Source organism: Vibrio aestuarianus, from assembly GCF_028858425.1.
Lineage (GTDB): Bacteria > Pseudomonadota > Gammaproteobacteria > Enterobacterales > Vibrionaceae > Vibrio > Vibrio aestuarianus.
Map to the genome: position 1 here is coordinate 956,289 of NZ_JAKNYQ010000002.1, position 26,568 is coordinate 982,856.

A 26,568-nucleotide genomic window follows, 5' to 3' on the forward strand; every position below is an offset into this window, starting at 1 on the left:
TGGAGCATACAATCAAGTCAGACGAGCATATAAGGATATTTAGGGTGAAAGCAGTTAAACGCCATCAAGAAATCATCGAATTGGTTCAAACTCACGGTTTTGTCAGCACTGATGACTTAGTCGAACGTTTTAATGTTAGCCCGCAAACCATCCGGCGAGATCTTAATGAGTTGGCTGATGCCAACAAATTACGTCGTAATCATGGTGGAGCAACCATTGCTTCCAGTTCAGAAAACTCTTCTTATCACACTCGACAAATAACATACCAGCAAGAAAAACAGAAAATTGCCATCGAACTTGTCAAACACATACCTGATGGTGCAACGCTGTTTATCGATATCGGAACCACACCAGAAGAAATAGCCCGCGCCTTGATGCTCAATCACGAAAACTTACGCATCGTGACCAATAATATTAATGTAGCAACCATCCTAATGGCAAAACCTGATTTCAACGTAATTTTAGCTGGTGGAGAGGTACGCAATAAGGATGGTGGTGTTACGGGTGAAGCAACGCTAGATTTCATCTCACAATTTCGTCTTGATTTCGGCATCTTAGGGATCAGCGGTATTGACTACGATGGTTCACTACTTGATTTCGATTATCATGAAGTTCGAGTAAAACGAGCAATCATCGAAAATAGCCGATGCGTCTATTTAGGTGTGGACCACAGTAAGTTTGGGCGTAACGCGATGGTCAAACTTGGTACCATTGCTGATGTGGATTTGATCATTACCGATGCCAAACCCCCTGAAGAAATTGATACTTTTGCTCGTGAGAATGAAGTCATTATTCAGGTGATATAGCTCAATATTTCACCTATTGATTTTTTCTTTTACTCTGTGGGATGACTGTTTTTAGATTTTAATATAAATAGTTTTATCATTTGACCGTACTACTACCAATTTTTTTGGTATAAATATCATTATTGTACCTCGTTCGATAAGAATAACTGTCAATGCATAAGATCCTTCGGCTTATTCAAGAAAACCAGCACATTACCAGCCAGCTGGAACTGGAAAATGTGCTGCTTACTCTTAATAACCTGATTGACCATGAATTCTTTTTATTTGGTCTATCTTTGCATCCCACATTGAGAAACAGTGAAACACTCTTAACCGACAATTACCCAAATTGTTGGCGTCAGCAATATGATGAATCTGGTTTTATGCACGTAGATCCCATAGTGAAATACAGCATGACCAACTTCTTACCCATTAGTTGGGATGATGCAAAGTATGCTAATAAAGATGGCCGCACAATTTTTGAAGAAGCACGCTGTAATGGTCTAAAAGCAGGGTTCAGTATCCCCATCCACGGACTACGTGGGGAATTTGGTATGATCAGCTTTGCAACCTCTGACATTAAATCTTATCAACTTAACCAACAAAGCATTCAAACCTCTCAGTTGATCGTTCCGCTATTGGCACACAATATTTATAACATTGCCCGTTGCCATAAAGACGCCGAACCACGAGCAAAATTAACAGCCCGTGAAATTCAATGCTTAACTTGGGCAGCTGAAGGAAAAAGTGCATGGGAAATTGCAATCATCATTGATACTTCAGAACGAACAGCCAAATTCCATATCAGCAATGCGTGTAGAAAGCTTGGAGCGACGAATCGCTACCAAGCAATTACTAAAGCCATTTTAGGCGGTTACATTAATCCTCATTTATAAAACGCACTAAGCATTTACACTTGCTCGGTATACCTCATTCATTGGGATATGCAGCGCGACTGATCGGGTGCTTCCGAGCATATGAACCTTTCTATCACCTAAGCGTTCGCAAGGAATCCCCATTCGTTTGATCAGCTTTTCAACGCTGGCAGACGTAACCGTTACATACGACTCTATATGATGCTTCTGCGCGTGATGGTATAGCGATTGAAACATCTGTAAAGTAACATTACTCACCCCACCTAACTGCGCTGAATAATCCTTATCGACGGCAAAACGACTCAACTCATAAATAGAGCGATCAACGGGAGCGACTTGGCTTCCCATCAGCTCTGGAAAAGTATTTTTGAGCATATAGTTGGTTGTGGTCGGTAAAATACGCCAACATCCAACTAGGTGACCATTATCTTCTTTTGCGTACAGATAATGAGCATCAGGAATATCATATTCATCACTTTCTAAACCTTGATTCGTTTTTAACTCCCACTGCAAACGTTGCGAAAACACTTTGTAACGCAGCTTAAGTAAGGAGACGTAATCGCCTTGAGGAACCGTTTGAAAATTGTGTGAATATATTGAAATAGTCATGGAATTTCTCCGTAGGTTGTTGATGGAGAAATTAAGCTACCAATATTAAAATATATAAAACCTGTTCGATCGAACAGTTACACCAAGATAATGTTTAAACTATTATTAACTCTACTGAACAACTAACGCTCAGTTGGCTTAATAAAGGTACAACATAAATTAAATAATTCGTACCGCTCGGCTTTAAAAATCCTCCTAGGCAACTAGGAGGATTTTTTTATATCTCATCAATTTAACTGCTAAAAATATCATTGCAGTTTGGTTGGTGCTTTGTTATCTGTTGGTTAATGGCAACGTTTAACCAAACCAGTAGCCACCAATGAGTATTGATCCAACCATAAGTTAATATTTTTGCGATACCGTACATTTGAGCGTAAATTCACGCGGGAAATTTCTTACGCAAAATGGTCCTAAACTCCCCTCACTCCACCGACAAATTCAATCGATAGTAAACATATAACAAAGGCTCTTGGTAATTAAGGCACGACAGAATCGCTGGGTGACCACACACATTTTATGCCAAACGCTAACAATTCAACGAAACCGAAGTCATCGAAAAAACAAAGTGAATCTCAATGGAAACAAGAGCGTCAATCCTTACTTGAACAACTCACACTCGTCTTCGACCGTCAGAGAACCATGGGTAATGAGTGATTGGTTGTATTGCTTCCAGTTGGTTGTTTTGTAGCGAGGCTTGGACATAAGGCTACGAAAAGTAGTGGATGTAGCTGATCAGATCGTAGGTTATAGATTTAGTTTCATCGATTTGAGCAACAAAGCCCGTGTAATGCATGACCGATTAGGTTTAATATACTATCAATAGTAAGTTAAAATTTGTGTTCGAGCGTGATTCAAAGTGACCATGTGATGTATGAATGCTCAATCAGCTATATTTTGATTAGCCTAACCATGCTCAATGGCTATTTTCTCATTTATGGCAAGATTGAGTTGAAGCCGTGGTCATCTTGCAAATCTCATACTGTTTAAAGTCTGTTATCTTGACGTTAAAGTGTTTGTGATGATCATGCTCTATAGTTCCTATGTTTAAGAGGTGAGTGATGAAAAAAATTTTTGCAGTTATGTTGGGGGTTGCCCTTTTCGGCTGTCGTGATGATACGACGGAGTTCAGCTTCACCCCAGATCCCGAAGAAGAATCGCCTACCCCCACCATTTTTGAGACTCAAATTGGCGGGGTGACTTTACAAGGTCTCAAAGAACCAATAAGCCCCGTTGTTCCTTCGTCTGTCGCAGCTTCATCCGTTGTTTCTTCATTTTCTGAGACAGTACAAGGCACTAACTTAGTCACGATAGAATCGTTCAAAGGGATACCTTATGCCTATTCGGGCGATAGTAGTACAGAGGCTTTTTTCTTCGGTAAACCAAACCGCTTTGAGCACAGCGTGATGTTGCCGCTTGCAAAGGCTGCGGTAGAAGACAACTCCTTTACAGATTTTGGCAACATATGCCCACAGCCTGATTCATCAGAATATTCAGAAACTTGCCTTTACCTAAATATATGGCGACCTAATAATACCTCTGCTAATGATAAACTACCTGTGTACGTTTATATTCATAGCGGTACTTTTGAAACGGGATCGGGTAACTTGCCGAATATCATTCCCGATGTAGCTGTTGCACAAAGCAGCATGGGTAATAACCCATTTATCGCGGTCACTTTCAATTATCGTCTCGGTTTATTGGGAAAGCTTTGGGTTGAAGATAAAGGCAATACCAAGGGGGGCAACTTCGCTATTGGTGATCAAAAGCGTGCACTCGAATGGGTCAATCAACACATAGGTGATTTTGGTGGCGATAGCGCCAACGTGACGGTGTTTGGGCAAGGTGCTGGAGCTACATCAATTAATGCTCTTCAACAAACAACGACTGGAGATCGCGAAGCGAACGATAATGTTGCAGGCAACTTCTTTAACAGAGCGATTATGCAAAGTTTACCGCTTGGCCTCTCATTTGAGTCCTACGCAGCGGCCAAAAACCAGTATGATACGTTGAAAACTGCAAAGGCCACCCTGTATCCAGATCTGACCATCAACCAGTTGACTGTTGAGCAAGTTTTAGAGCTTCAAAAACAAGTAAAAGCAGAAATTACGGGACGCTTGTTTGGTTTACCTGACCAAACGATTGAAAATATGGTGAGTGACATCTTGGGTTGGATTGACGATGGTGATGACATTCAGTCCATTGTTGCGAAACTTAGTTTTTATTACGCGTTAGATATTGCCTCTATAGAACCGAGAGCTAAGTTACTCCCATTCGCTCCCTATATTGAATCTCACAAGGAAATTTTTAAGCCAAGTTACCCAGGTTACCACGTTACATCCCCTGCGCATGAAGCACCGTTAAAAGTGCCTTCTATTATTGGTTTCAATAACAATGAAACTGACGGTTATATTGCAGAACTAAAATTACTATTTTTAATTAATGTTGAGTTACTACCTGGGGTTAAGCTGATTGATATTGTGCTATTCCTCATCGGAGATAGTAACGATATTCGAGACTTGCCAAATATTCCTGACCTTCCAGCATATACATTAATTTCATCCATTTTATTCGCTGACCGTTTGACCGATACACCTTTACGTCTGGACGATTTTGCTCCTTCGACAACCCCAACCACTCTTGAGGGTATTAAAGAAGATCTTGGTAAATTTAATCAACTGAATAACCAATTGCTGTATAAATGTGCAGTTCGTGATTACGCCAAAACCGTGACCCATGATGTTGCGCCGACCTTATATCACTTTGATTACGAAGCGAGTTTTAATAACCAACTCCTTGATGGTTCAATTTTTGACACGATAGGCAACTTAGCTTGCTTTGGTGGAAAAGCATGTAATCAAGCTGAAATACCATTTGTATTCAACCGGTTATACAACCAAGATGGTAAAAAAATCGCACCTAATGAAGGCGATCTACTTCTTATGGGGGAAGTGTCACGTTTCTGGTTTAGTGATGATTTATTTAATCCTGAATATCGATATCAAGAAAATTTGGATAATGTCTTGATGATATCTAATAATTCCGCAGATGACGGCGGTGAAATAAACACCAATCTTACAGAATGGGACGCTACGATGAATAAAGGTATTGATACCGAAACACTAGACGGTATTTGTGATGCGCTTTACTAAAGCAAATATTATTGATTACAGTGGAGGTAGTAACAATGCTGAATAAGTTAAACGGTACATACTGGGCTGAAATAAAGAACAACCGGCTCATAAGGTTTTATTTTACTCGTCATCTTGGTTGGTGCATCAGTATATTATCGTGTGCTTTAACGCTCGTTAATATTGCTTATGCTGAAGAAGTTTCTATATTTGAACGGTATGGCATACCAGAACATTTACCTAAGTTCGGTATTAGTACTTTATCTCAGGGAGATCATATTGTTGAGCACGTTAGTAAAGTCACTTCAATTAATGATGAGTCTTCCTCTTCCTCTTTTTATCTAGTACAAACAACAGATTTAAAGGGAAACATTGACTTGAGAATAAAATATTTCCCATATCAAATTTCTCAACTCGATGGTGAACCTTCACTTGCAGAGGATGGTGGAGCGGTTGACTCTATTGAATATTTGACCAAAACAGAATATCGACTTCGCACCTACGCTGAAAGCTACGATCGATCGTCGGTTACCGTTGAAGAATTAGATGAACGTCGCGCAATTGTGCGCTTTAACTACTCTAAGTATCAACTACCTCAAGATGTTGCCTATTTTCGTTTCATGAGAGTTGAGATACATGTTGAAGATCGCAAGCCTGTAAAAATGGTGATCACTAATTCACAGCCATTTACCTACGGTACTTATAGCATTCAGGATTATAGACAAGAAACGGTATTAAGTGAGCTTGATAATGGTTCACTCTATGTTAAGAATAAAACCATTGTTGCAAACGGAGAAACGAGAAAGAAAGAAAAGCTGACTCTTTCTGTGGTCATGACTCCCGTTGCTTTTTATGACGATGTCGATGGTGCCGAAGTTCTAGATAGTCAAAAACTTGAAGAAGCTTCTGACCCGCGCATTCGTGAAGAAAAGGTCGAAGTTGACAGTTTTTTCCCATTAATGGGAGACTTAGTCCGTAGGCAAGGGATTGATATTCCTCTTCCCTATGGTTTCTCTGTCGCTTATCGTAATCAAGATATGGATATAGACTTTCGATCTTTTACCTTAGGTCTGGGGGCATTAGGACTGCAAAATCTAGATAAGGATTTTGATCCGAGTCAGACTTTCGGTTATGTCAATGCTGAAAGTTTAACGGTTAGGGGAGATGTGTATATCTTACCTTTCTGGAATGTTTACGGATTGGCTGGAAAAATTAAAGTCAGAGCAAACATTGATGCCAAATATACATCAGAAAGTGTAAATGAGATTAAAGATAAATTAAATGGCATTGGTCCTGGCCTAGGTGACGCCTTATGTGATGCGTTAACAGGGCAAGGGCTTCCTTTGTGTCGTCCCGGTAGGCTAAATCTTCCTTTGAGTCTTGATTACGACTTGCTGGGTGTTGGTACAACTTTGGCTGTCGGGTATAAAGAGTTTTTCGCTACTTTAAATATGACAGTCTCCCAAACACGATTAGAGGGGTCTTCGAGTTGGGGTGATACTTTATTTGTTGCCCAACCAATGGTCGGATATCAATTTGTTGATTATAGAGCTCAAATTCTTGTCGGTGCAGAATACCAAGGCATAGATTCTACGTTATCGGGTAGCCTAGGGTATGTTGATGCGTTACAAGGTGAATTTAGTTACGATGTTGATGTTTCTTTAAATCAATGGGCTTATTTAATTGGTGTTAATAAACAGCTCGGTAAGCACTTCAATATTACCGCACTTTATAATAAAGGTGAGACGAGAGATGCCTATACACTTAGTTTTGGTTATCGATGGTAAATGATCGTGATGCCAATGAGTAAAAACTAATATAGGGTATTTTGTTCTTTATATTTTATTGGTTCCTTAAAACCACCGTCTAAGGCGGTGGTTTTGTTTCTTGAAGCGATAGCCTAAATAAGAGTCCATGAATAAAAGTAACTTCTATGCATGGCAAATAAGCACAACTGCTTGCTTATCGTGACAGGCTCTCGTGCCATAAGCGCCATCATCAAACACCTCAAGGATGCTTCGGCATGTTTGTTCAAGTAAGTTTGGGGCACCTCTCCATCTCTAGCAGTCGATAACTTAGCTCTGCTGCAATGCTGAACATGCGTGAAGAGATGGAGTATCTCAAATAATATCTTGTACTTTGCTCATCAAGTTTCCTAGATTGTCATTTTTCTTTCATCTTTATCTGATTAAATTGCCGCTTTGCAATTAGCGAATAAAGATGGAAGACACATTGAGCTTGCAAGGTATTACATTGAGTGAATCCACGATCGTGGACCAAAAATCTGTAGAATATCAGTGGGTCCGCACGCTTTATGTCGAGGGTTACCAAGCTCAAGAGATCAATCACTATATTCGAACCTGTTTTGGTGGTGATGACACCTTTGCCGATCTGTTCCGTAAGGTCGCCCTGCAACAAGAAAGTCTCTATGTTTTATTACAATACTTAGGTTGCGCCCCTTCTAGTCGCGAGTTCTAATTTTTTTGTGCCGCTAACCTTATTTTGCAGCAACATATCTGACATGCGTCGCATCTGAGCACTGTACTACTTTTGAGAAAACAATTACCCCATATACTTTATTCGCGCTACGAATTCTGGATAACAGTACTGCATGTGTATTTTCTAAATTGACACATATAAAAAAACCCAAGCAATGCTCGGGTTTTGGTTACAAAAACTGTTAGTCGTTTGATAGTAAGGAATAGAGCTAACAGCCAGCTATGCGTAACGCCAGATTTGCATATTACTTAACTGACCGGCGGCCAAACCAAAGACGTTAAGCATATACAAAATGGGCGACCTCACGATCGCCCTATCGTTATTATCCTTTCACACCACCAGCAGTAAGTCCTCCGACAAGCCAGCGCTGTGCAAGTAAAAATACGACAGTGATAGGTAAGGCAGACAATACTGCCGCTGCTGCAAAATCACCCCATAGATAGTTCTGTGGGTATAGATACTGCTGCATACCAACCGCTAATGTGTACGAGTTTACATCAGAAAGTAGTAATGACGCCACAGGTACTTCACCAACCACACCAATAAATGACAGGATGAATACTACTGCAAGGATTGGCACTGAAAGTGGCAACAGCACTAATCTAAAGGCTTGCCACGGCGTTGCACCGTCTAGCGCAGCGGCTTCTTCCAACGAGTTATCAATGGTTTCAAAGTAGCCTTTTATCGTCCACACGTGCAGTGCAATACCACCAAGATAAGAGAAAATCAGACCACCGTGAGTATTCAACCCTAAGAACGGGATGTACTGACCTAACTTATCAAACAGAGCATACATTGCGACCAAAGCCAATACTGCTGGGAACATTTGGAAAATCATCATCGCTTTCAAGATGGTATCTTTACCCTTAAAGCGCATACGAGCAAATGCATAAGCCGATGTTGTTGAAAGTGCCACAATCAGTATCGATGTGATCCCCGCCACTTTCACTGAGTTCCATAACCAAGTTAATACTGGGAATGGAGGCGGTGTTACTGAACCATCAGCGTTGGTCACTGAGAAACCTAATGCCAATTTCCAGTGCTCTAACGATGGGTTATCTGGAATCAAGCTGCCTGTCGCAAAGTTACCTTCCCGGAATGAAATAGCAATTACCATCAAAAGTGGAAAGATAATCAATGATAAGAAAGCCCAAAGAGCTATATGGGTTGCCCATACGCGGTATTTCAATGATTTACCTTGTACCATAGCCATAATGATTGCTCCTTAATTTTGAGAAAGTTTAGTGAAACGTAGGTTGAGTAGCGCCAAACCGCCCACCAACAAGAAGATCAAGGTTGCAATCGCACTTGCCAAACCAAAGTCTTGACCACCGCTGCCTTCAAACGCAATACGGTAGGTATAGCTTACAAGTAAGTCAGTATAACCAGCAGGTTCAGATGTACCGATCATGTTTGGACCACCTTGTGTTAAGAGCTGAATCATAACGAAGTTATTGAAGTTAAAAGCAAAACTTGCAATAAGCAGTGGTGTCATCGGCTTAATCATTAACGGCAGCGTAATCTTAGTAAAATTGTGCATAAAGTTCGCACCATCAATCGCAGATGCTTCGAATAAATCCTCTGGAATGGCTTTCAACAACCCCATGCATAAGATCATCATGTATGGGAAGCCTAACCAAGTATTAACCACAAGTACCATACATTTAGCTAGGAATGGGTCAGAGAACCAACTCGGGCTGATGCCGAAGATGCTATTTAACACCATGTTGATCTCACCAAAGCTTTGGTTGAAGAGACCTTTAAAGATCAAGATAGAAATGAAAGCCGGGACCGCATAAGGCAGAATTAAAAGTACTCGATAGACAGCTCGACCTTTAAGCTCTTCCCATTGCACAACACTCGCCAATACTAAACCGATAACCAGAGTGAAAATAACGGTCAATGTTGAGAATACAACGGTCCAAATAAAGATATTAATGAAAGGCTCTTTGATGCCATCATCTTTCCAGACTCGTTCAAAGTTATGTGTGCCAATTTGCACGACAAAACCAGGAGAAACCGTAGAGTCTATAAATTGACCTTTTTCATCAATGGGTTGATAAAAACCAACATCCATATTTGGTCGTAGTGTATCGCCAGTTTGGTTGTTAACTAGTGTCTCACCATCGGCTTGCATCGTGTACAAAGGCGCAACCGCAGCGAGTTTGCGAAGACCACTCATGCGCACGCTTTCACCTGTCGGTAAATGCAAATCCACACCACTTAACGCAGAGCGATTATTAATAATTGTTTTGATTGGCTCTTTCTTGCCATCAACAGAATCCACGATTTGCAGATCCATATCGGTAAGTGACATGCCTTCAAGCGAAAACTCTTGTGTAGCCAAAGTTTGCTCACCATCCACGGTTGAGATTCGATAACCATTGTCTGTTTTGTACAGCGTAAATGGATAGCTTTGTCCACTTTGGTAGGTTCTATCTAAAAGGACCGACTGAGCGCGATCTAAAGAAAGTTGGTTTTTGGCACTGTAGTTAGTAAAAGCAAGGCCAACGGTGTACGCCAGAGGGAAAAGAATGAACAGAATCATCCCCGCAATACCTGGATAAATATAACGGTGTGCGTACGTTTTTTTACTACCGAAAATATAAAGTGCCAGAGCGGTAAGAATGAGAGTAAGCATAGCAAAAGCGAGCTCACCGCGTGAATACATAAGAATAGTGGCATAACCATTCACAACGCCAACCGAACCAAGTAGTGCCCATTTAATAAAGACATTTTTACTGGTAGGTAATGTTGTTTCTGGTGCTGACAAAGCATCTGTACCTTGAACTGACTGCATAGAAAGAACCTGCTAACGATATAAAACTTAAAATGAAGGAGGGGTTACCCCCTCCTTAAAAGGGTTTGACCAAAACCAAATTATTTAGTCATTTGTTTCTCAGCATCAGCAAGTGCTGCATCAACTGTTTGACGACCATCTACGATGTTAATGATTGCGTTTTTAGCACTTCCCCAGAAAGCGTTCATCTGTGGAATGTTTGGCATGATCTCACCGTTCATTGCGTTATCCATTGTTGCAGCGATACGAGTATCGGCATCAAGTTCACGTTGGAAAGAGTTAAGAGCAACCGCGCCTAGTGGCTTATCATTGTTAACCATACGTAGGCCATCATTGGTTAGTAGGTAGTTTTCAATGAATTCAACAGCAAGGTCTTTGTTTGGAGAGGCTGTGCTGATACCAGCAGTCAATACACCTACGAACGGCTTAGAAGACTGACCGTTAAATTTAGGTAATGTAGTTACGCCGTAATTGATGCCTGACTTCTCGATGTTACCCCACGCCCATGGACCGTTGATAGTCATCGCCGTTTTGCCTTGGTTAAACGCAGACTCTGATACTGAGTAATCCATATCTGGTGAAATTACACCTTTCTCGACTAAACTTTTCACAAAGTTCATTGAGTCTTTAACGCCTTGGTTAGCAATACCAGCGTCTTTTACGTCATAGCCATCAACAGTGTATTTGAATGCATAGCCACCATCAGCAGCCATTAGAGGCCACGTGAAGTATGGTTCTTTTAGGTTCCACATGATCGCAGACTTGCCGTCTTTTTTCAGTTTCGCGTTCAACGCTTCAACTTCTTCCCAGCTCTTCGGTGGGTTTGGCACTAAATCTTTGTTGTAGATAAGTGATAGAGATTCAACCGCCACTGGGTAACCAATAATTTTACCGTTGTATTTCACCGCATCCCACGCGAAATCAACAATGCCATCTTTAACTTCTTGTGAAGGTTTGATTTCAGCAAGTAGACCTGATTCTGCATAACCACCAAAACGGTCATGAGCCCAGAACACAATATCAGGACCATCACCAGTCGCTGCTGTCTGTGGGAATTTATCTTGAAGTCCATCAGGGTGAGCGACGGTCACTTTAATACCAGTATCGGCTTCAAATTTCTTACCCACTTCAGCAAGACCGTTATATCCTTTGTCACCATTAATCCAAATGGTCAACTGTCCTTCTTCAATAGCAGCATGGGCACCAAACGAACCAAGAGCAACTAACGTACTTAGTGCTACAGTGCTTAGGGCGTTTTTCATGTTCATATCCTTTTTATATTTGTGTTGTAGGGCTCACCGAGAGGTTTCGCCGTATTTCGTCATATATAATCAGAGAAAACCTATTTAGACTCATCCTCCTACGCCCTACGCCCTTGGTATTATGGACTATTTTCGTGATCACCATCGCCCAAGGTTGGAGAGGTAAATCACAAAAAAGCACCTTTATGTGATAAAGCTCTACTTTGGCACGACGAAATATTTGAGCTAGATCTAACTACGCCTTTTTGCCCCTCCTCCACCTCATCCTTTTCTACTCCCCCTACAAAAACTTGAATTGGGAGGATGTATCCCCGTTCAACTTCACGGAAACTACAGTCATCCAAGAGTGGATAGTAAGAACCCTTTCCAGTAACGCTTAGGTTAACTTAGTTTGACTGGCTTACATTGCCGGATTGGTTTGCTGTCACAAATGAGCGTTCGTGGTATTGATTCATTACGGGGGAGGCGCTCACTGTGCGGGGGAAGCAAATCAATAGTTGGCATTGATGGGTGATGTTTGCTTCAAACTCCCTTATTTTGAGGCCATCACCCTTTTTTCTTACATTATTAACCACCTTACCGAATTCCTACTGTTATTGCCTGCGAGAACATTCATATAATGATAGGCAGTGATTTATAAAAATATTGATCGAGGACAAGCTACATGGCAGGTGTCACGTTAAAAAATGTATGTAAAGCATACGGTGATGTACTGATTTCTAAAAATGTTGATTTAGAAATTAAAGAAGGTGAATTTGTTGTCTTTGTTGGTCCATCGGGCTGTGGTAAGTCAACCTTATTACGTTGTATTGCAGGTTTAGAAGACATTACCTCTGGTGAATTGTTCATTGGCGATCAACGAATGAATGATGTTGAGCCTTCGAAACGAGGCGTCGGCATGGTATTCCAATCTTACGCACTTTATCCGCACCTTAATCTTTTCGATAACATGTCATTTGGTCTTAAGCTTGCCAAAGCTGATAAAAAAGAAATCGAACAACGTGTTGAACATGCTGCTGAAATTCTACAACTTAGTCACTTACTTGAACGCCAACCAAAAGCGCTATCTGGCGGTCAGCGTCAACGTGTAGCGATTGGTCGAACGCTTGTATCACAGCCGAATGTATTTCTATTGGATGAACCGCTTTCTAACCTAGACGCCGCACTTCGTGTACAAATGCGTTCAGAAATTACCAAGCTACAACGTAAACTGGGTTGTACCATGATTTACGTAACACACGACCAAGTAGAAGCCATGACAATGGCCGACAAAATCGTGGTACTTGATGCTGGGTTTGTTTCTCAGGTTGGTAAGCCACTAGAGCTTTATCACTACCCAGCAAATCGTTTTGTTGCAGGCTTTATTGGCTCACCAAAGATGAATTTCATGAGCGTATTTATTGAAGAAGCGGAAGCAGAGCGTGTCAAAGTTCAATTATCCAATGGCACTTCTTTCTGGATCCCTGTCGATGGCACAACTGTCAATCGTGGTGAACGCATGTCTTTAGGGGTTCGCCCAGAGCATTTACTAAAAGCTGAAGATGGTGATGCGCAAATCGAAGGCAAAGTGATGATTGTCGAAAAACTCGGTAACGAAACACAAGTGTATATGAACTTGAAAGGTTCAGATTCTGATGTAATTTATCGTCAACCCGATACGTTAAGTGTTGAAACAGGTGATACATTAACTATCGGCGTTCCTGCTCATCGCTGCCACCTTTTCCATAGCGACGGTCGAGCTTGTCGTCGCCTTCATAAAGAAAAAGGCGTCTCTTTCGAATAAATGTGCTAAACGAAAATAGCCCCTGAATGGGGCTATTTTCGTTTTTATAAGATAAAACTTTTACTTAGAGTGAGAACGTTTTGTAGCAGAAAATGTTGTTAACACATTGGTCAGGCCTGTCTTAAAAAATTAGCTAAACTCTTCGATGCCGATATTTTCTTTAGCCCACAACAACGCTTGTAACCTATTTTTGGCATTGATCTTCTTAAAAACATTATGCAAGTGCGTCTTCACTGTATTTTCACTAACAAATAGTTCATCAGCAATTTGAATATTCGAAGCCCCACTACCCAACAGTTTAACGATTTGCTGCTCGCGTTTTGTCAACTTCGCATAGGCTTGGGAAGTAACTGAAGAATTACCAGCTCGATAATGTTGAATATATTCTTGGGCTAACTTCCGATTAAACCACATTTCATCATCAAGAACTTTTTCCATGCCTTTAATCAGAGATTCAAGCTCATCGTGTGAATAAAAAACCCCGACTAGGTTTTGCCACTTAAATAATATTTTTGGCTCAATATCTGCCGGGCAATTAATCAACACCTCTTTAGCATCTGGACATGACAAACGTTTAAAAGCAGAATAATCAGCAAAATTATTAGCATCCACGCGCGAATAATCAATGATGATAATTTGGATGTCTTGTGATGCTTGATTGCTCTCTTGCATCCAAGTATCGCAAAATGGCGAGATATCCATACTGATCGGTAATTTTGACTCTAGAGAATCTTTAAGCAGTCGAGACTGCATACAAATATCAGATAGCAATCGAACGTTAATTTTTCTGTCATCACTCATTTTAAACTCCTAGACCATACTGCTGACTTAGTAAAACTAACGTTAAGCCAATATAAGTCAATATATCAAAGTAACCGTACTTTTCTCTCTCAACAAAAAAAACCAATAACCAGAATAAATTCAATGTGTTATTTAAATTTCTTATTTGTGAGAAGAAGTGGTAGTTTTATTAGTAGTAAGCTGCCCGACAGGGTGATTAAGGGAAAATGAAGATAGAAGAAATACGTTGCAGCTTAGGCCACTGCAACATCTGATGGGGAAAGGCGTACGATGCTCGAAAGGTCCCTTACAATCTCTAGGTACGGCCTATGTCCTGTATAACACTTTAACAACGTGCCAACCAAACTTCGTTTTCACAAGGTGTGGTGTAAGTACTTCGCCGCTAAAACATATTTTATCAAACTGAGGAACCATTTGCCCTTGGCGAAACTCGCCTAAATCGCCCCCTTTTTTACCCGACGGACAGGTGGAATACTTACGCGCCAAAGTTTGAAACTTCGCGCCTTTTTTAAGTTGTGTAATGATATCTTCAGCTTGTTCTTTGTGCTTCACCAAAATATGAAGCGCTGCTGCTGTTCTTGCCATCATGTTTTCTCAGTAAATGTAAACTGCTGAATAGTGTAACTGATGCTTTTCAAGAGTTCACCCACAGCTTTGGATGAAAGAGATCAATAAACCTGCGGTTAACGGGTTAATTTGTATTTAACAGATTGCTGTCGGTAAGAGATCGTTTAGTATTAAGCATAAGATCAAGATTTAGAGTAAAGCGTTATGGCTAAAACACCTAGTAAGGCAAATCAATCTCAAGGTATGTTGATGTTCACATTGAACACTCAAAAACAACTGTTTGCGATTGGGACCCTAAAAGTAAGAGAAATCGTCCCTTACATGCCAATGACACAAATCCCATACTCTCATCACCATGTGATCGGTACAGTGACCATTCGTGAATTAACCGTCCCTGTGATCGATATGGCTGCGGCGATTGGCTTTAGAGCGATAGATCCAAGCGAGTACAAAAGTTGCTACCTCATCGTGACTGACTGCCTGCGAACCATTGTTGCCTTTATGGTGCGTAGTATTGAAAAAATTATCGAATGTGATTGGCGTTCTATTGAATCCTCACCACCGACTGCCGGTAAGAATGTCTTTGTTACTGGTATTACGCGTTATAAAGAACAAATCGTCCAACTCCTTGATGTAGAGCTACTGCTGTCGAAAATTTATCCACAGTATGAATCCGCTAAAATTCCAATGCTAACGGACATTGAACGTGAGCGTTTAAAAGCACTGCGAATTTTATTGGTTGATGATTCATCTATCGCTCGTAAACAGCTTGCTGATGCATTAGACAGTATCAATATCCCTTACCAAATTTGTAAGAATGGATTAGATGCTATTGAGTTAATGAGAAAAGACGCGCACAACCATCAGCCTATCGATCTTTTAGTTAGTGATATAGAAATGCCTGGTTTGGACGGTTACGAGCTGGCATTTGAAGTTCAGAATGATTCCATGCTAAGCCATGCTTACTGCATTTTACATACTTCGCTTTCTAGTGAAATATGCCTAGATAGGGCTCACCAAGTGGGCGCGCACGAAGCATTAGAGAAATTTAACGCAACAGAATTAATTGAAGCCATGCTGCGTGGCGCAAAAAAATTAGAGCAAACCAGCCAAGGCGCTTAGCTTGGTTTAGCTTGTTGAAAAAGGGACTGTAGTGCCATTCTCTCGGTTTTTTTCAGTTGGCTGACAACTAACCGGTAAGAACGTTCACACAATTCTTCTAACATGTTGCCATCGACATCTCCATTCAACGTAATGGAGATCCAATGCCTTTTATTCATATGATAACCAGGACGTATCGAAGAAAATTCACTGGTCAGTACCTCTGCATCTTGAGGAGTACATTTTAAAGTCACAAATGGCTGGTTAGAAGATTGCGAAGTATAAGCAAACATTTTACCGCGAATTTTATACACCAAAGCATCAGGACCAAACGGGTAACCGCTTTGTGCTTGCGGTAATGTCTCTAAAAACGATTCAATATCTGTAAGTTCCATGAGCTCTCCTTTGCATTTACTCGAAATGGCCCAGCCATACTTTAAGGCTTTGGTTTATCATTTGCTGTTCATCTAATGATAAGTTTTTGACCAACTTTTGTTGAGCTTTAACGTGTTCTTCTATTATTTCGTCAATGAGTTGCAGACCTGATGCTGTCAGCGCGACACTCACACTACGACGGTCTGCTGTACTATGACAACGTGTAATGAGCCCTTTATTTTCTAACTTATCCAATCGATTAGTCATTGCACCGGAAGTCAGCATCATCGAAGCAATCAGTTCCGACGGTGTTAGCTCAAATGGCTTGCCTGCACGGCGCAGCGTTGCAAGCACATCAAACTCCCCAAGTTTTAATCCGTAACGCTTGTGAACGTCTGCAATAGCCATTTCTAAATGTTTATAAAGCCTTGATAATCTACCAATCATCGCCATTGGTAGGGTGTTTAAATCTGGTCTTTCTTTATCCCATTGAGCAACTACTCGATCAATCGCATCCACGTACAGCCTACTCCATCACTCATCATCAAGGCATTTATCTTAACATAAAGATTCTTTACAAGAATAAAAATAACCATTATCTTTACACGAAATAACTTCATATAAAGATAATAGTGATGAACATATTACTGGCTATGATCCCTGCCTTTTTCTGGGGAACGACTTACGCAGTAACAAAATTCACGTTGCCAGACTGGCCACCGTTATTACTTGGTGTATTTCGTGCTTTGCCTGCGGGCCTGCTATTACTCCTAATCAAACCTAGCTTGCCAAAGAAAAATGAATGGCGACCATTGATCTTGATTGGGCTCATTAATATCGCTGCTTTCTTTAGTTTGATCTTTGTGATGGCTCTATCACTTCCCTCTGCGATTTCTGGTGTTGGGATGATCTCTGTTCCTGTATTTGCCATGGTTTTCCATTGGATTGTCAAAAAGAAAAAACCAAGTTTTATTCAAGCATTCAGTGGCATTGCATTGCTCCTACTCGCCTGGTTACTATTTAACCCAGGGACACTCTCTTTAAGCCCTATCGGTTTAGGGGCAATGTTGGCCGCTATTTTTTGTATCATTATTGGTAGCCACTTTACTCAAACCTTAGGCAACAAAATGGATTGGTGGAGCGTATTGACTTGGCAACTTATCATTGGTGGCCTGGCCTTAGCTGTGGTCGCCTCCATGCAAGCATGGCACTCACCGCAAATTTACCAAGATGCATTTATTCATTTCGATACCACTCACTTAATGGGGCTGGTTTGGGTATGCGTGCTCAATACAGCATTAGGTTATAGCCTCTACGTATGGTTGTTACAGCGAATGAGCGTTGTTGATTTCACCTTTGGCGGCATTGCCAACCCAATTTCTGGCATTATTTGTGGCGGGATATTGCTTGGAGAAGCCTACACACCCATGCAATACACATACATGGCGGGGATGATAGTGATGTCATTGATGCCACAAATAGTGAACATGATTAAAGCTCGCCGCGTAGCACATATTATCCGCTAAAGGATCGAGAGAGGTAAGCCAACGGTACGGCTTACCTCTCTTTGATCACACTCGATAAGTTTCAGTTTCGGCTTTCAGTGTTTCCGCTAACCGAGCTAGCTCTAATGTCGCTTGACTACTTTGTTCAGCGCCTGATGCCGTTTGGTTTGCGATATCACTGATAATGGTAATGTTTTGGTTAATGTCTTCTGTGACTAAGCTTTGTTGCTCGGCAGCCGTTGCAATTTGTGCATTCATGGCATTAATTTGATCAACCGCAGACGTAATTTGAGTTAAAGATTCTCCCGCGAGCTGGGCTTTATCAACCGCCAAGCGCGCATTATCCGCTCCACTTTCCAAGCGAGTGGTTGACTCTCGGCTGCCCTGTTGTAGCCTTTGAATGGTTTGTTGAATCTCCTCTGTCGATTTCTGAGTTCGGCTAGCCAATGTTCTCACTTCATCCGCCACAACAGCAAAGCCCCGCCCTTGCTCTCCTGCACGAGCCGCTTCAATGGCTGCATTCAGTGCAAGTAAGTTCGTCTGTTCAGAAATCCCTTGAATTACATCAACCACACTACCGATTTCCTCAGTTTCACGTGCTAGCCTTTGCATCCCAACCACAGATTCTTGCATTTCTTGCGAAAGGTTAGAGATCATTGTAATCGTCTCTTGCACGATACTTTGCCCTTGCTCTGCCGCTCGATCAGCCTGCTCAGAAGCACTGGCCGCATTGCTCGCACTTTGCGCAACCTCGTTTACTGTGGCAGTGAATTCATGGATAGCGGTAGCAACAAGCTGAGTTTGAGTTTGTTGATCAATAACATTTTGCTTGGTTTGAACAGCAACAGCAGAGCTTTCTTCAGCCGCTAAAGCTAATTGAGTTGTCGAGTCTTTATTGGTCTGAACGACATGTTGAAAACTGGCTACAATGCGATTCACATATTGCGCGATATGAGCAAACTCATCTTGACCTGTTAACTGAATTCGCTGTGTTAAATCTCCTTTCGAGATTAAATCAGAGGATTTTCCTAGCTGCTGAGATGCGAGAGAAATACGTCTCACGATCAGTACTGATAAGCCAATTATCGTCAACACCGCAATCGACACAAGGATGGTCGCCATCCACATGTATTGCTCAATGTTGTGGTTTGCCTGCTGAAAGTTGCTTGCTCCTTCTTCGATTTGTATAGATAAAAAACCTTCCGCTTCTTGGGTAACTTGTTTAAATAGTGGATTAATTTTTTTAAGTAATGTTAGATTCGCTTCCGTATACTGATTTTCTTTCAGATACTGCAACGCCGTATTGAATCCATTTTGGGTAATATCATCCAGCTTATCAGCGAGACGATTGACCTGCGCTTTTTCCATATCACTAAGGGGAGAGGATAAAATTTCATTATCAATGATATGGTGTAATGCTTGGACAGAGCGTTGAATACTTTCGATATGTTGATCAATAACATGGTCATGCATATCGACAAACTGAGAGCCGGGTTCATGCTGAAAGGCTAGTAATAGTTGACTTCGTGCCGATCCTAATTCATCCAATACCTTTCCAGCACGAATCGTATGCTGCATACCCTCGCTATATAAATCCTCTATGGAATCAGCGGCCATCTGCATACCCTTGATACCTTCATAGGTGAGAAGGACAAAAAAGCAGGTGGTGATCACAGCAATTGTTTTCAAACGCACACTGACTGAAGAAAATATCTTCCGCCAGCCTGAAGGTGGTGTTTCTTTACTTACTTCTACCATCGACATTAAGCCAACTCCTTATGGTTTTAATTATTAATAATATAGCTGAGCCCAAGCCATCTAACTGGCTATTAATTTGATCAAAATCAAATCACTTTCAACAAATATTGTTAAAAAACATTCAAACTTATTCACAATAGGCATTTTTTTTAGCGCATATCATTGTGATATCCGCTAATCTTAGCAATATGAATTCTGTGACTAGCAACTAAATTTACGATAATGACCAACGACGACTTTAAAAGATCTACGGCTAATTTAAAAAAAGCAGTTCCGTTAATGATGAAAAATCATGTTGCGGCAACGCCTTCTAATTATGCCCTTTGGTATACCTATGTAGATAATGTCATTCCTCAGCTCAACCAAGAGCTGGATACTGTGCTTGAGAACTTTGGTCTGTGCCCTCCAGCGACAAGCTCGCAACTTTATAACCATTACGTAGCTAGTCGTTCTGAAACTAACTTAAATCAATTGCGCAATAACATTGAGGTATTGGTCAATGAAGTCGCAAGTTCCATGACTGATACACTCACCGATACTAGTAAATTTGCAAAAGTGATAGACAAAAGCTTTAGTGAGTTAGAGCGAGTTGAAGATGATGAATTATCGATAGAAGAAGTGATGACGTTAGTGCGTCAGTTAGTGACAGAATCTCGTGATATCCGTCACTCAACACGATTTTTAAATGGTCAATTAAACAATGCTAGCCAGGAAATTCAACGCCTGAAAGAACAACTAGCTGAAGTACAAAAAGGGGCTTTATTTGATGGGTTGTCTGGCTTATATAATCGCCGCTCATTCAACGATGACCTAAATGTTCTCATCAGCGCGCAGCAACCAATCAGTTTGATTTTACTCGACATTGACCACTTTAAGTCATTCAATGACAACTACGGGCATTTATTTGGCGATACTGTTATTAAAGGGATTGCTAAAAGACTACAATCCACCAGCCGAGATGGCATAACAGCCTACCGCTTTGGTGGTGAAGAATTTGTATTGATTGTTCCAAATAAAACATTGCGTATCGCAAGACAATTTGCAGAGTCACTGCGTCGCTCTCTCGAAAAATTGAGTGTCAAAGATCGACGTTCAGGAAAACTGGTCGGAAATATTACCGCATCATTTGGTGTTGCAGAGTGGCAACTTGGTGACACATCAGAGACTTTAATAGAAAGAGCCGATAGCTTGCTTTATGAAGCCAAACAACTCGGGCGTAATCGTGTGATGCCTCTTTAATATATTACATCTTATAAAAGACATGGGGCCTTTAGCCCCATATTTCATTTCACGGTTCAACTCATTAGGCGATATTAAAACTGTAATTTAAGCAGTAATCCTCGCCATTTTTAGCCCTGTACTCTTTATCCTCACTGCACGCTTTGGGTTTACCCTGTTCATCACCTTTCACTAAACTTATCCAATGACGCATTGCTGCACTTGGCACATCCTCAGCAAACTGAGTGAATGTTGTGCATGTTTCTAACTGAATATCATCAATGGCTATCAACTCGACACATCCCGTACCTTTAGTGCAACCAAACATCACCTCAACGTGACTTCCGCTGCCATCACGAAATAGTATTGAGCAAGGTGACTCTTTTTCACCGTTGAATGCCACGAAATGCTTGGGGTGCTTTAATCCACTATGTCGACCATCTTTGAAGTAAGCCAGTACATGACGGTAGTCTATCACGTAGCTAGTCACATCTTGGTGAGAACCCATTTCAAGCGGGAAAAGCCTATCCAGTAGCTGCTTTGCTTGTATCTGTTTTTCGTTTTGTTGATTAGCACTGATCGTCTCGACGGCGAAGACAGCTTCAGCGATAAAGGGTTTGTTTTGTTTTTGGATTTCTGTTTTATCGAATGTCAGCATATTCATCGTCTTTCCCTCTTGGATAACTCATTATTTTGTGTCCTAGAGCAATTATTCCAAACTTGCGTTTAACTTTACGGCAAATTTGTGACCTTGCTTACTTGGTAGATTAACCAATTTTTTACTACAATTTCACAACAAAAATTTTACAGTGTGAATTTTACAAAATGGCCTTGTCAAAAAGTTTAGTTCGTCAATCTCACTTCTTAGGTACCAAAGTACGAAACCTGAGAAAACGTAACCACTTAACAATGGAAGACCTTTCTGCACGCTGTATTCGTATCAACCCTGAATATGCACCGTCGGTTTCTTATCTATCTATGATTGAACGGGGGAAACGTGTTCCGAGTATTGATATGCTGGAAGTTATTGCTCAGGTTTTCCAAAAAGATCCGGCTTGGTTTCTCGATGACGAACCAGAACAAACGGATATTACCCCCGACAAAGGTAACCGAGGTGGTATCAGCGGTATGGCTCTTGAGCCTAGTTTTTTATTTTCGAATGATATTTTGCAAATCGCTATTCCAGAGATGCTATCGCAAACTGGGATTACAGGACGACAGTTTGCCCACTTGCTGATCCGTGCTCACCAAGAAAGCCTTCAAAATCATTTTCCAGATCTAGAACGAGCCGCTGAAGAAGTAGGACTGAAACGATTGAATTTAGCGGTTGAAGACCTGATTGATATTGCTAAAAGCCTTGGTTTATCGATCCGTTGGGTCACCAGAACACCTCAAGATGTGGTCGATGAGTTAGGCGTGAGCGCTAAACAACTGATCACCTCTTTTTTTGAGCCACCAAGTACGATTTACCTAAATGAGATACTCAGAGAATACCCTACGCGCCTAAAATACGACTTAGCTGTCTATATTGGTCACAATATTCTACACAGCAAAGAAGGGCTAAAAAGCGTTTTAACGGTTGGTCACACAAATAGCTGGGAAGAAGCCCCCGATGCTAAAGCAACCTGTGAGCTCAATTCACAAGATATTCTTCAAGCATGGCGAGATTTCGAATCAAGCTTTTTCGCAGGGGCATTATTGTGCCCTAAAGTACCTTATCGACAATTGCTTGACCGCTGTGGTTATGAAATTGGTGTACACCTGAAGGCGGGAGTATCTCCATCCGTTGCAATGCGCCGTATGACCGTTGTATCCCCTTACCCACATTGGCACTATTTTGATGCCTATGGAGAAGGAAAACTAAAAGCGGTATACCGTGGGAATGGTATTCCACTGCCATGGGGAAATATGCGAAAGGTTAATGACCCTTGTCAGCACTGGGCAGTATTTCGACGCCTCTCAGAACCTCAAAAGGGTAGCTCAGCACAAATCTCGATTTTAAATGTGGGGGATGAGCCTAGAATCTACTGCTGCGAGTCGGTCAATATGGTTGACCCTGCTGGAAATAATCGAGTGTTATGTGCAGGGATTGATTTAAACCCTGCGATTAATGCGCAAGGTGGAGACGCACTTTCCATTGCAGAAGAGCTTAAAGCATCTTGTGTACGTGGAGGAGGGAGTACCGCAATACCAAGGCATATCAAAAAAGATCTCACCACCATCGCGAAAATCCTAAACATCAATTGGATTGAACGTGGGATAGAAAATCAAGCTCGTTTGATCTGCTCTCGTGGCGCTGTTTGTCCAAGAAAGCCAAGTTGTTACGATAAGTGTGGCGAATAAAAATGCTAAGCAAATGGCATAAAAAAAGCCAATCACAATAAGCGTGATTGGCTATTAATAAATGTGAACAAAATAAGGTTCACTAACAACGTCAGTTGGCTAGGTGACCCTCGGCTTAGAAGGGTCATATCTAATAAAGCAGGATACGTGCCAACTTTTTCACAGCCTAAATCGCCTATATTTGCTCATTTTACAGCCAGTTTCATTACAACCCGTCGCATAATTAATTCGCATTTTGCAAATAAATTCCATTTTGCAAAAAACAATTTCAAACTATTTCTCAAATACCACACTCATCGATCTGATGACTAAATTAACTAGCGACGCTTCTCTTCATACATTTTGTCATCGGCCACTTTAAGCATAGCGTCAATATCTTTAAATTTTGAATCAAAAGCAGAGTAACCGATGCTCACCTGAACATTAATTAGATGCTGCTCATAAATCACTGGCATATTACACAAGGCTTTTTTAATTTTAGCGTTGATCGCCTCTATATCAGTGATACTCGATAATCGAGGCAATAAAACCAGAAACTCATCTCCCCCGATGCGAGCAACCACGTCAGAGGCACGTAATACACCTTTAGTTCGCTCTGCACAAGCTACAAGCACTTTATCTCCCGCAGCATGTCCATAGGTGTCATTAATAGACTTAAACATATCGATATCAATGTTGAGTATCACAAAATTCGCTGATGCCCCTAGTTTCACAGCCTGATCAAAATAGCTTTCTAAGGTGTACATAAAATAGCGACGGTTTGGAAGTTTGGTTAACTCATCATGAAATGCTCGTTCATTCGCAATCGTATACAAACGATAGATCGCAATAAATCCGGCAACTAACACAACGAGAATAGAATAGCCAACTAACCGCACAACGTTGACTTGGTACCAAGGAACCTGATGCAAAATATCGCTTTTTTCTGAAACGGCCATTTCCCAACCACCGTAAGGGAAATGCACATTTTGCTTTGCGAAGGCATTATCGAAAACCTCTTGCTTACCTAAAAAAAGCTGACCTTGTGCACCACTACTGTCGACGCCGCGTATCGCTAGATTGAATCGATGGGTAAAACTCTCTACACCCGATGAAACTAATAAAGAATCTAAATTAATCACTAGGCTACAGACCCCCCAATACTTTTCATTAAGAGGAGGGTCTGTAAAAATTGGAATTCGAGCGATTAAGCCCCTTCCCCCCTGCACAAGGTCAAATGGGCCAGCAATAAAAATATCTTTTATTTCTTTAGCCTTAACGATTGAAGACCACTGACTTGGGATCGTTCGATAATCCAAACCTATCGCTTTTTGATTACCTTTAAATGGATAGATAAACTGAATGATGTCATTGGGAGCCAAGCCAACAATACGAATATGTTTACCTCTATGAAGAATACTAGTGGCTATTTTTTCCCAGTCATTGAATTGGTATTGACTATTTACGGCTATCAAACTGGAAACACCGCTGGCTACATAAATATCAGAAAGAATCGAGGCTTCCAATTGTGATCGAATAATCGATAACTCTTCTTTCGCTCTGACTTGCAAATTGTCACGAATATAATTGCGCTGATTAAAATTGACAGCTTCAATCAACCCACCGCAAAAAAGGATGAAAGCGATAAGAAGCAAATTGACAGACCATTGCTTGCCTGAGACAGACCTCATGCACTCCCCCTGATAGTCTGTAGTAATGACTACATCTGTTTATGATTTCACTAGTCTCTTTAGGATAGTGCTTTTAATGAAGAATAACGTATTTGGATGGTAAATACATCGACTAATTTCAATTCTAACTTTATAAGACAATGATAATTAAATAATTTAATTTATTAATCACATCAAAAATCAGAAAGCTAACGCAACAAAACCGCCGATATCAGTGAAATAAAACAGTCAAAATCGGTTAATTTACCCTCACCTGACCCATTCCTCACAATGATAGTGACCCATAATAGTAAGCTATATTCAATTGATAATTTGCCAAGTTTTGATTATGTCACTTAAGAAATTAACTTCATTATATTGTTTAGTCACTGCTCTTTGCTTATCCACCTTTAGCTTTGCACAACAGGCACTGACCTCACATGAAGGCTTTGAACAATCAGCAGAGCGCATCCGCCAAACCTATGAAAGCCAGCTTTACACTTTGCCTGCATTTAAGGAAGGTCATTATGGCTTAAGAATGTACCGACAGACGTTGGATGCCAAATACTCTGCAGCAGTGTGGAGTGACCTTGCTCGCGTAGCGAGTCGACTCAACAGATTCGCAGAAGAGGTTCACACTCCAGAACAAATTTTTCTCTATTCAGAAAAGCGTTTAAGTGGCTATGTTGATGAGACCGATGAGCGTAGCAAATTACGCTATATGGCAACTAAAAATACACCTGAGTACCTTTATCTAGGTGTTGATTTGCTTGGTTCAATGGCTAGAGCTAATGAATATGGCCTTAAGCATAAAGATGACCAAGTGCTTCGCCAAGTGATTCGTCGATACGATTTCACTAAATACGCAACCAATGAAGCAATGATCAAGGCGTGGGCGGCACAATTGGCTAACCAAGTCTATTGGTTACGCCAACTAGGTGAGCAAGATGTAGTGCAGCCGTTTATTGACAGCTTTAGAAAAACCTACCCAGATTCAGCCGACAGAAAGCTATCTAGTCAACAATATGGCAATAAGCTGTATGGTATGACACACATTATTTTCGCTGATTCTGAATATTACCAACATCCAGTTAGTGAAAAACAACATCAGTGGATCTACGATTATTTCCGCGCCAACATTGATACGATTTTGGCGCGAGCAAAAGAAGATGTCATCGCCGAAGTAGGCATTGCTTTTCTACTTGCAGGTTTAGAAACCGACCCTGTTGTAGAGAAAACTCGACTAGCGATTCAAGCCTCGATTGATAAAGAGCAAGGCATGATCCCATCGACGACAGGAGATTTCGAGCTCGCTTATGGCGAACACCGAAATGTGTTAGCAATCATGTTGCTTGACTGGCAAAGCGTTAACCAAGCACCGACTATCGAACGTAATCCGAGCGTTTTTTTCAACTTACCTTATGGCTTAGAAAAAATGTCATCTCTTAAGTAGGGCCAACAACCAAAATCCACCAAGAGCAAAATTATCAATAAATTCAAATTACGGTAC

The 26,568-nt window shown here is 41.1% G+C and carries 22 protein-coding genes and 1 pseudogene; 11 read left to right on the top strand and 12 right to left on the bottom strand.

Annotated features, from left to right (window positions below; all coding sequences use genetic code 11):
* Positions 1-44: 44 nt before the first annotated feature.
* Both MCT08_RS17880 and MCT08_RS17885 read left to right on the top strand, forming a co-directional pair.
* The gene (locus MCT08_RS17880; RefSeq protein WP_053311136.1) at positions 45-806 is read left to right on the top strand and encodes a DeoR/GlpR family transcriptional regulator; all 762 of its coding nucleotides are present in this window, start codon (positions 45-47) and stop codon (positions 804-806) included.
* Between the two features lie 152 nt (positions 807-958).
* Positions 959-1,681 (top strand): LuxR family transcriptional regulator, encoded by a 723-nt coding sequence (locus tag MCT08_RS17885; RefSeq protein ID WP_274679029.1) that lies wholly within the window; start codon positions 959-961, stop codon positions 1,679-1,681.
* Positions 1,682-1,687: 6 nt separating this feature from the next.
* On the opposite strand, the gene MCT08_RS17890 is transcribed toward MCT08_RS17885, so the two are convergent.
* The gene (locus MCT08_RS17890) at positions 1,688-2,269 is read right to left on the bottom strand and encodes an acyl-homoserine-lactone synthase (protein ID WP_053311138.1); all 582 of its coding nucleotides are present in this window, start codon (positions 2,267-2,269) and stop codon (positions 1,688-1,690) included.
* Between the two features lie 1,058 nt (positions 2,270-3,327).
* On the opposite strand from MCT08_RS17890, the gene MCT08_RS17895 reads away from it, so the two are divergent.
* Both MCT08_RS17895 and MCT08_RS17900 read left to right on the top strand, forming a co-directional pair.
* Positions 3,328-5,418 carry a carboxylesterase family protein gene (locus MCT08_RS17895; protein WP_274679030.1) on the top strand — a complete coding sequence of 697 codons (2,091 nt, stop codon included), beginning with the start codon at positions 3,328-3,330 and terminating at the stop codon, positions 5,416-5,418.
* A 35-nt stretch (positions 5,419-5,453) separates the two neighbouring features.
* Positions 5,454-7,184 carry a hypothetical protein gene (locus MCT08_RS17900; protein ID WP_274679031.1) on the top strand — a complete coding sequence of 577 codons (1,731 nt, stop codon included), beginning with the start codon at positions 5,454-5,456 and terminating at the stop codon, positions 7,182-7,184.
* Positions 7,185-7,340: 156 nt separating this feature from the next.
* On the opposite strand, the pseudogene MCT08_RS17905 reads toward MCT08_RS17900, so the two are convergent.
* Positions 7,341-7,442 (bottom strand): annotated as a pseudogene (locus tag MCT08_RS17905) (IS5/IS1182 family transposase); the annotation flags it as partial.
* A gap of 175 nt (positions 7,443-7,617) precedes the next feature.
* Between MCT08_RS17905 and MCT08_RS17910 the strand changes: the two are divergent.
* Positions 7,618-7,875: a hypothetical protein gene (locus tag MCT08_RS17910; protein ID WP_420883288.1), complete on the top strand. Its 258-nt coding sequence runs from the start codon at positions 7,618-7,620 to the stop codon at positions 7,873-7,875.
* Between the two features lie 343 nt (positions 7,876-8,218).
* Here MCT08_RS17910 and malG read toward each other — a convergent pair whose 3' ends face one another.
* From malG to malE, 3 genes are all read right to left on the bottom strand, one after another.
* Positions 8,219-9,109, bottom strand: a complete 891-nt coding sequence (gene malG, locus MCT08_RS17915; RefSeq protein WP_053311140.1) for a maltose ABC transporter permease MalG — start codon at positions 9,107-9,109, stop codon at positions 8,219-8,221.
* 12 nt (positions 9,110-9,121) lie between these two features.
* On the bottom strand, positions 9,122-10,696 hold the full coding sequence (gene malF, locus MCT08_RS17920) for a maltose ABC transporter permease MalF (protein WP_274676828.1): 1,575 nt from the start codon (positions 10,694-10,696) through the stop codon (positions 9,122-9,124).
* 80 nt (positions 10,697-10,776) lie between these two features.
* Positions 10,777-11,958 carry a maltose/maltodextrin ABC transporter substrate-binding protein MalE gene (gene malE, locus MCT08_RS17925; RefSeq protein ID WP_053311142.1) on the bottom strand — a complete coding sequence of 394 codons (1,182 nt, stop codon included), beginning with the start codon at positions 11,956-11,958 and terminating at the stop codon, positions 10,777-10,779.
* 664 nt (positions 11,959-12,622) lie between these two features.
* On the opposite strand from malE, the gene malK reads away from it, so the two are divergent.
* Positions 12,623-13,741, top strand: a complete 1,119-nt coding sequence (gene malK, locus MCT08_RS17930; RefSeq protein ID WP_168524426.1) for a maltose/maltodextrin ABC transporter ATP-binding protein MalK — start codon at positions 12,623-12,625, stop codon at positions 13,739-13,741.
* Between the two features lie 129 nt (positions 13,742-13,870).
* Here the strand turns inward: malK and MCT08_RS17935 are convergent, their stop codons facing one another.
* Positions 13,871-14,542 carry a LuxR C-terminal-related transcriptional regulator gene (locus tag MCT08_RS17935; protein ID WP_168524425.1) on the bottom strand — a complete coding sequence of 224 codons (672 nt, stop codon included), beginning with the start codon at positions 14,540-14,542 and terminating at the stop codon, positions 13,871-13,873.
* A gap of 306 nt (positions 14,543-14,848) precedes the next feature.
* Positions 14,849-15,127 (bottom strand): peptidylprolyl isomerase PpiC, encoded by a 279-nt coding sequence (gene ppiC, locus MCT08_RS17940; protein WP_053311184.1) that lies wholly within the window; start codon positions 15,125-15,127, stop codon positions 14,849-14,851.
* A gap of 186 nt (positions 15,128-15,313) precedes the next feature.
* On the opposite strand from ppiC, the gene MCT08_RS17945 reads away from it, so the two are divergent.
* Complete coding sequence (locus tag MCT08_RS17945) at positions 15,314-16,231, top strand: chemotaxis protein (RefSeq protein WP_053311145.1); 918 nt, start codon at positions 15,314-15,316, stop codon at positions 16,229-16,231.
* Here MCT08_RS17945 and MCT08_RS17950 read toward each other — a convergent pair.
* Positions 16,228-16,605 carry an MmcQ/YjbR family DNA-binding protein gene (locus MCT08_RS17950; RefSeq protein WP_274679032.1) on the bottom strand — a complete coding sequence of 126 codons (378 nt, stop codon included), beginning with the start codon at positions 16,603-16,605 and terminating at the stop codon, positions 16,228-16,230. The two genes, MCT08_RS17945 and MCT08_RS17950, sit on opposite strands and share 4 nt — an antisense overlap.
* A 16-nt stretch (positions 16,606-16,621) precedes the next feature.
* Positions 16,622-17,104 carry a MarR family winged helix-turn-helix transcriptional regulator gene (locus MCT08_RS17955; protein WP_261916155.1) on the bottom strand — a complete coding sequence of 161 codons (483 nt, stop codon included), beginning with the start codon at positions 17,102-17,104 and terminating at the stop codon, positions 16,622-16,624.
* Between the two features lie 116 nt (positions 17,105-17,220).
* Here MCT08_RS17955 and MCT08_RS17960 point away from each other — a divergent pair, with 116 nt between their 5' ends.
* Entirely contained in the window at positions 17,221-18,111 is an 891-nt protein-coding gene (locus MCT08_RS17960; protein ID WP_053311148.1) for a DMT family transporter, read from the top strand.
* A gap of 45 nt (positions 18,112-18,156) precedes the next feature.
* Here MCT08_RS17960 and MCT08_RS17965 read toward each other — a convergent pair whose 3' ends face one another.
* Positions 18,157-19,854 (bottom strand): methyl-accepting chemotaxis protein, encoded by a 1,698-nt coding sequence (locus tag MCT08_RS17965; protein ID WP_338062590.1) that lies wholly within the window; start codon positions 19,852-19,854, stop codon positions 18,157-18,159.
* A gap of 216 nt (positions 19,855-20,070) precedes the next feature.
* Between MCT08_RS17965 and MCT08_RS17970 the strand changes: the two genes are divergently transcribed.
* Entirely contained in the window at positions 20,071-21,087 is a 1,017-nt protein-coding gene (locus tag MCT08_RS17970; RefSeq protein ID WP_053311149.1) for a GGDEF domain-containing protein, read from the top strand.
* A 64-nt stretch (positions 21,088-21,151) separates the two neighbouring features.
* Here MCT08_RS17970 and MCT08_RS17975 read toward each other — a convergent pair whose 3' ends face one another.
* The gene (locus MCT08_RS17975) at positions 21,152-21,730 is read right to left on the bottom strand and encodes an aldolase/citrate lyase/malate synthase family protein (RefSeq protein ID WP_168524419.1); all 579 of its coding nucleotides are present in this window, start codon (positions 21,728-21,730) and stop codon (positions 21,152-21,154) included.
* A gap of 161 nt (positions 21,731-21,891) precedes the next feature.
* Here MCT08_RS17975 and MCT08_RS17980 point away from each other — a divergent pair, with 161 nt between their 5' ends.
* On the top strand, positions 21,892-23,409 hold the full coding sequence (locus tag MCT08_RS17980; protein ID WP_053311151.1) for a DUF3612 domain-containing protein: 1,518 nt from the start codon (positions 21,892-21,894) through the stop codon (positions 23,407-23,409).
* 317 nt (positions 23,410-23,726) lie between these two features.
* Here the strand turns inward: MCT08_RS17980 and MCT08_RS17985 are convergent, their stop codons facing one another.
* On the bottom strand, positions 23,727-25,079 hold the full coding sequence (locus tag MCT08_RS17985; RefSeq protein WP_053311152.1) for a diguanylate cyclase: 1,353 nt from the start codon (positions 25,077-25,079) through the stop codon (positions 23,727-23,729).
* A 328-nt stretch (positions 25,080-25,407) separates the two neighbouring features.
* Here MCT08_RS17985 and MCT08_RS17990 point away from each other — a divergent pair, with 328 nt between their 5' ends.
* The gene (locus MCT08_RS17990; RefSeq protein ID WP_274679034.1) at positions 25,408-26,511 is read left to right on the top strand and encodes a DUF3541 domain-containing protein; all 1,104 of its coding nucleotides are present in this window, start codon (positions 25,408-25,410) and stop codon (positions 26,509-26,511) included.
* The last annotated feature ends 57 nt before the right edge of the window (positions 26,512-26,568 follow it).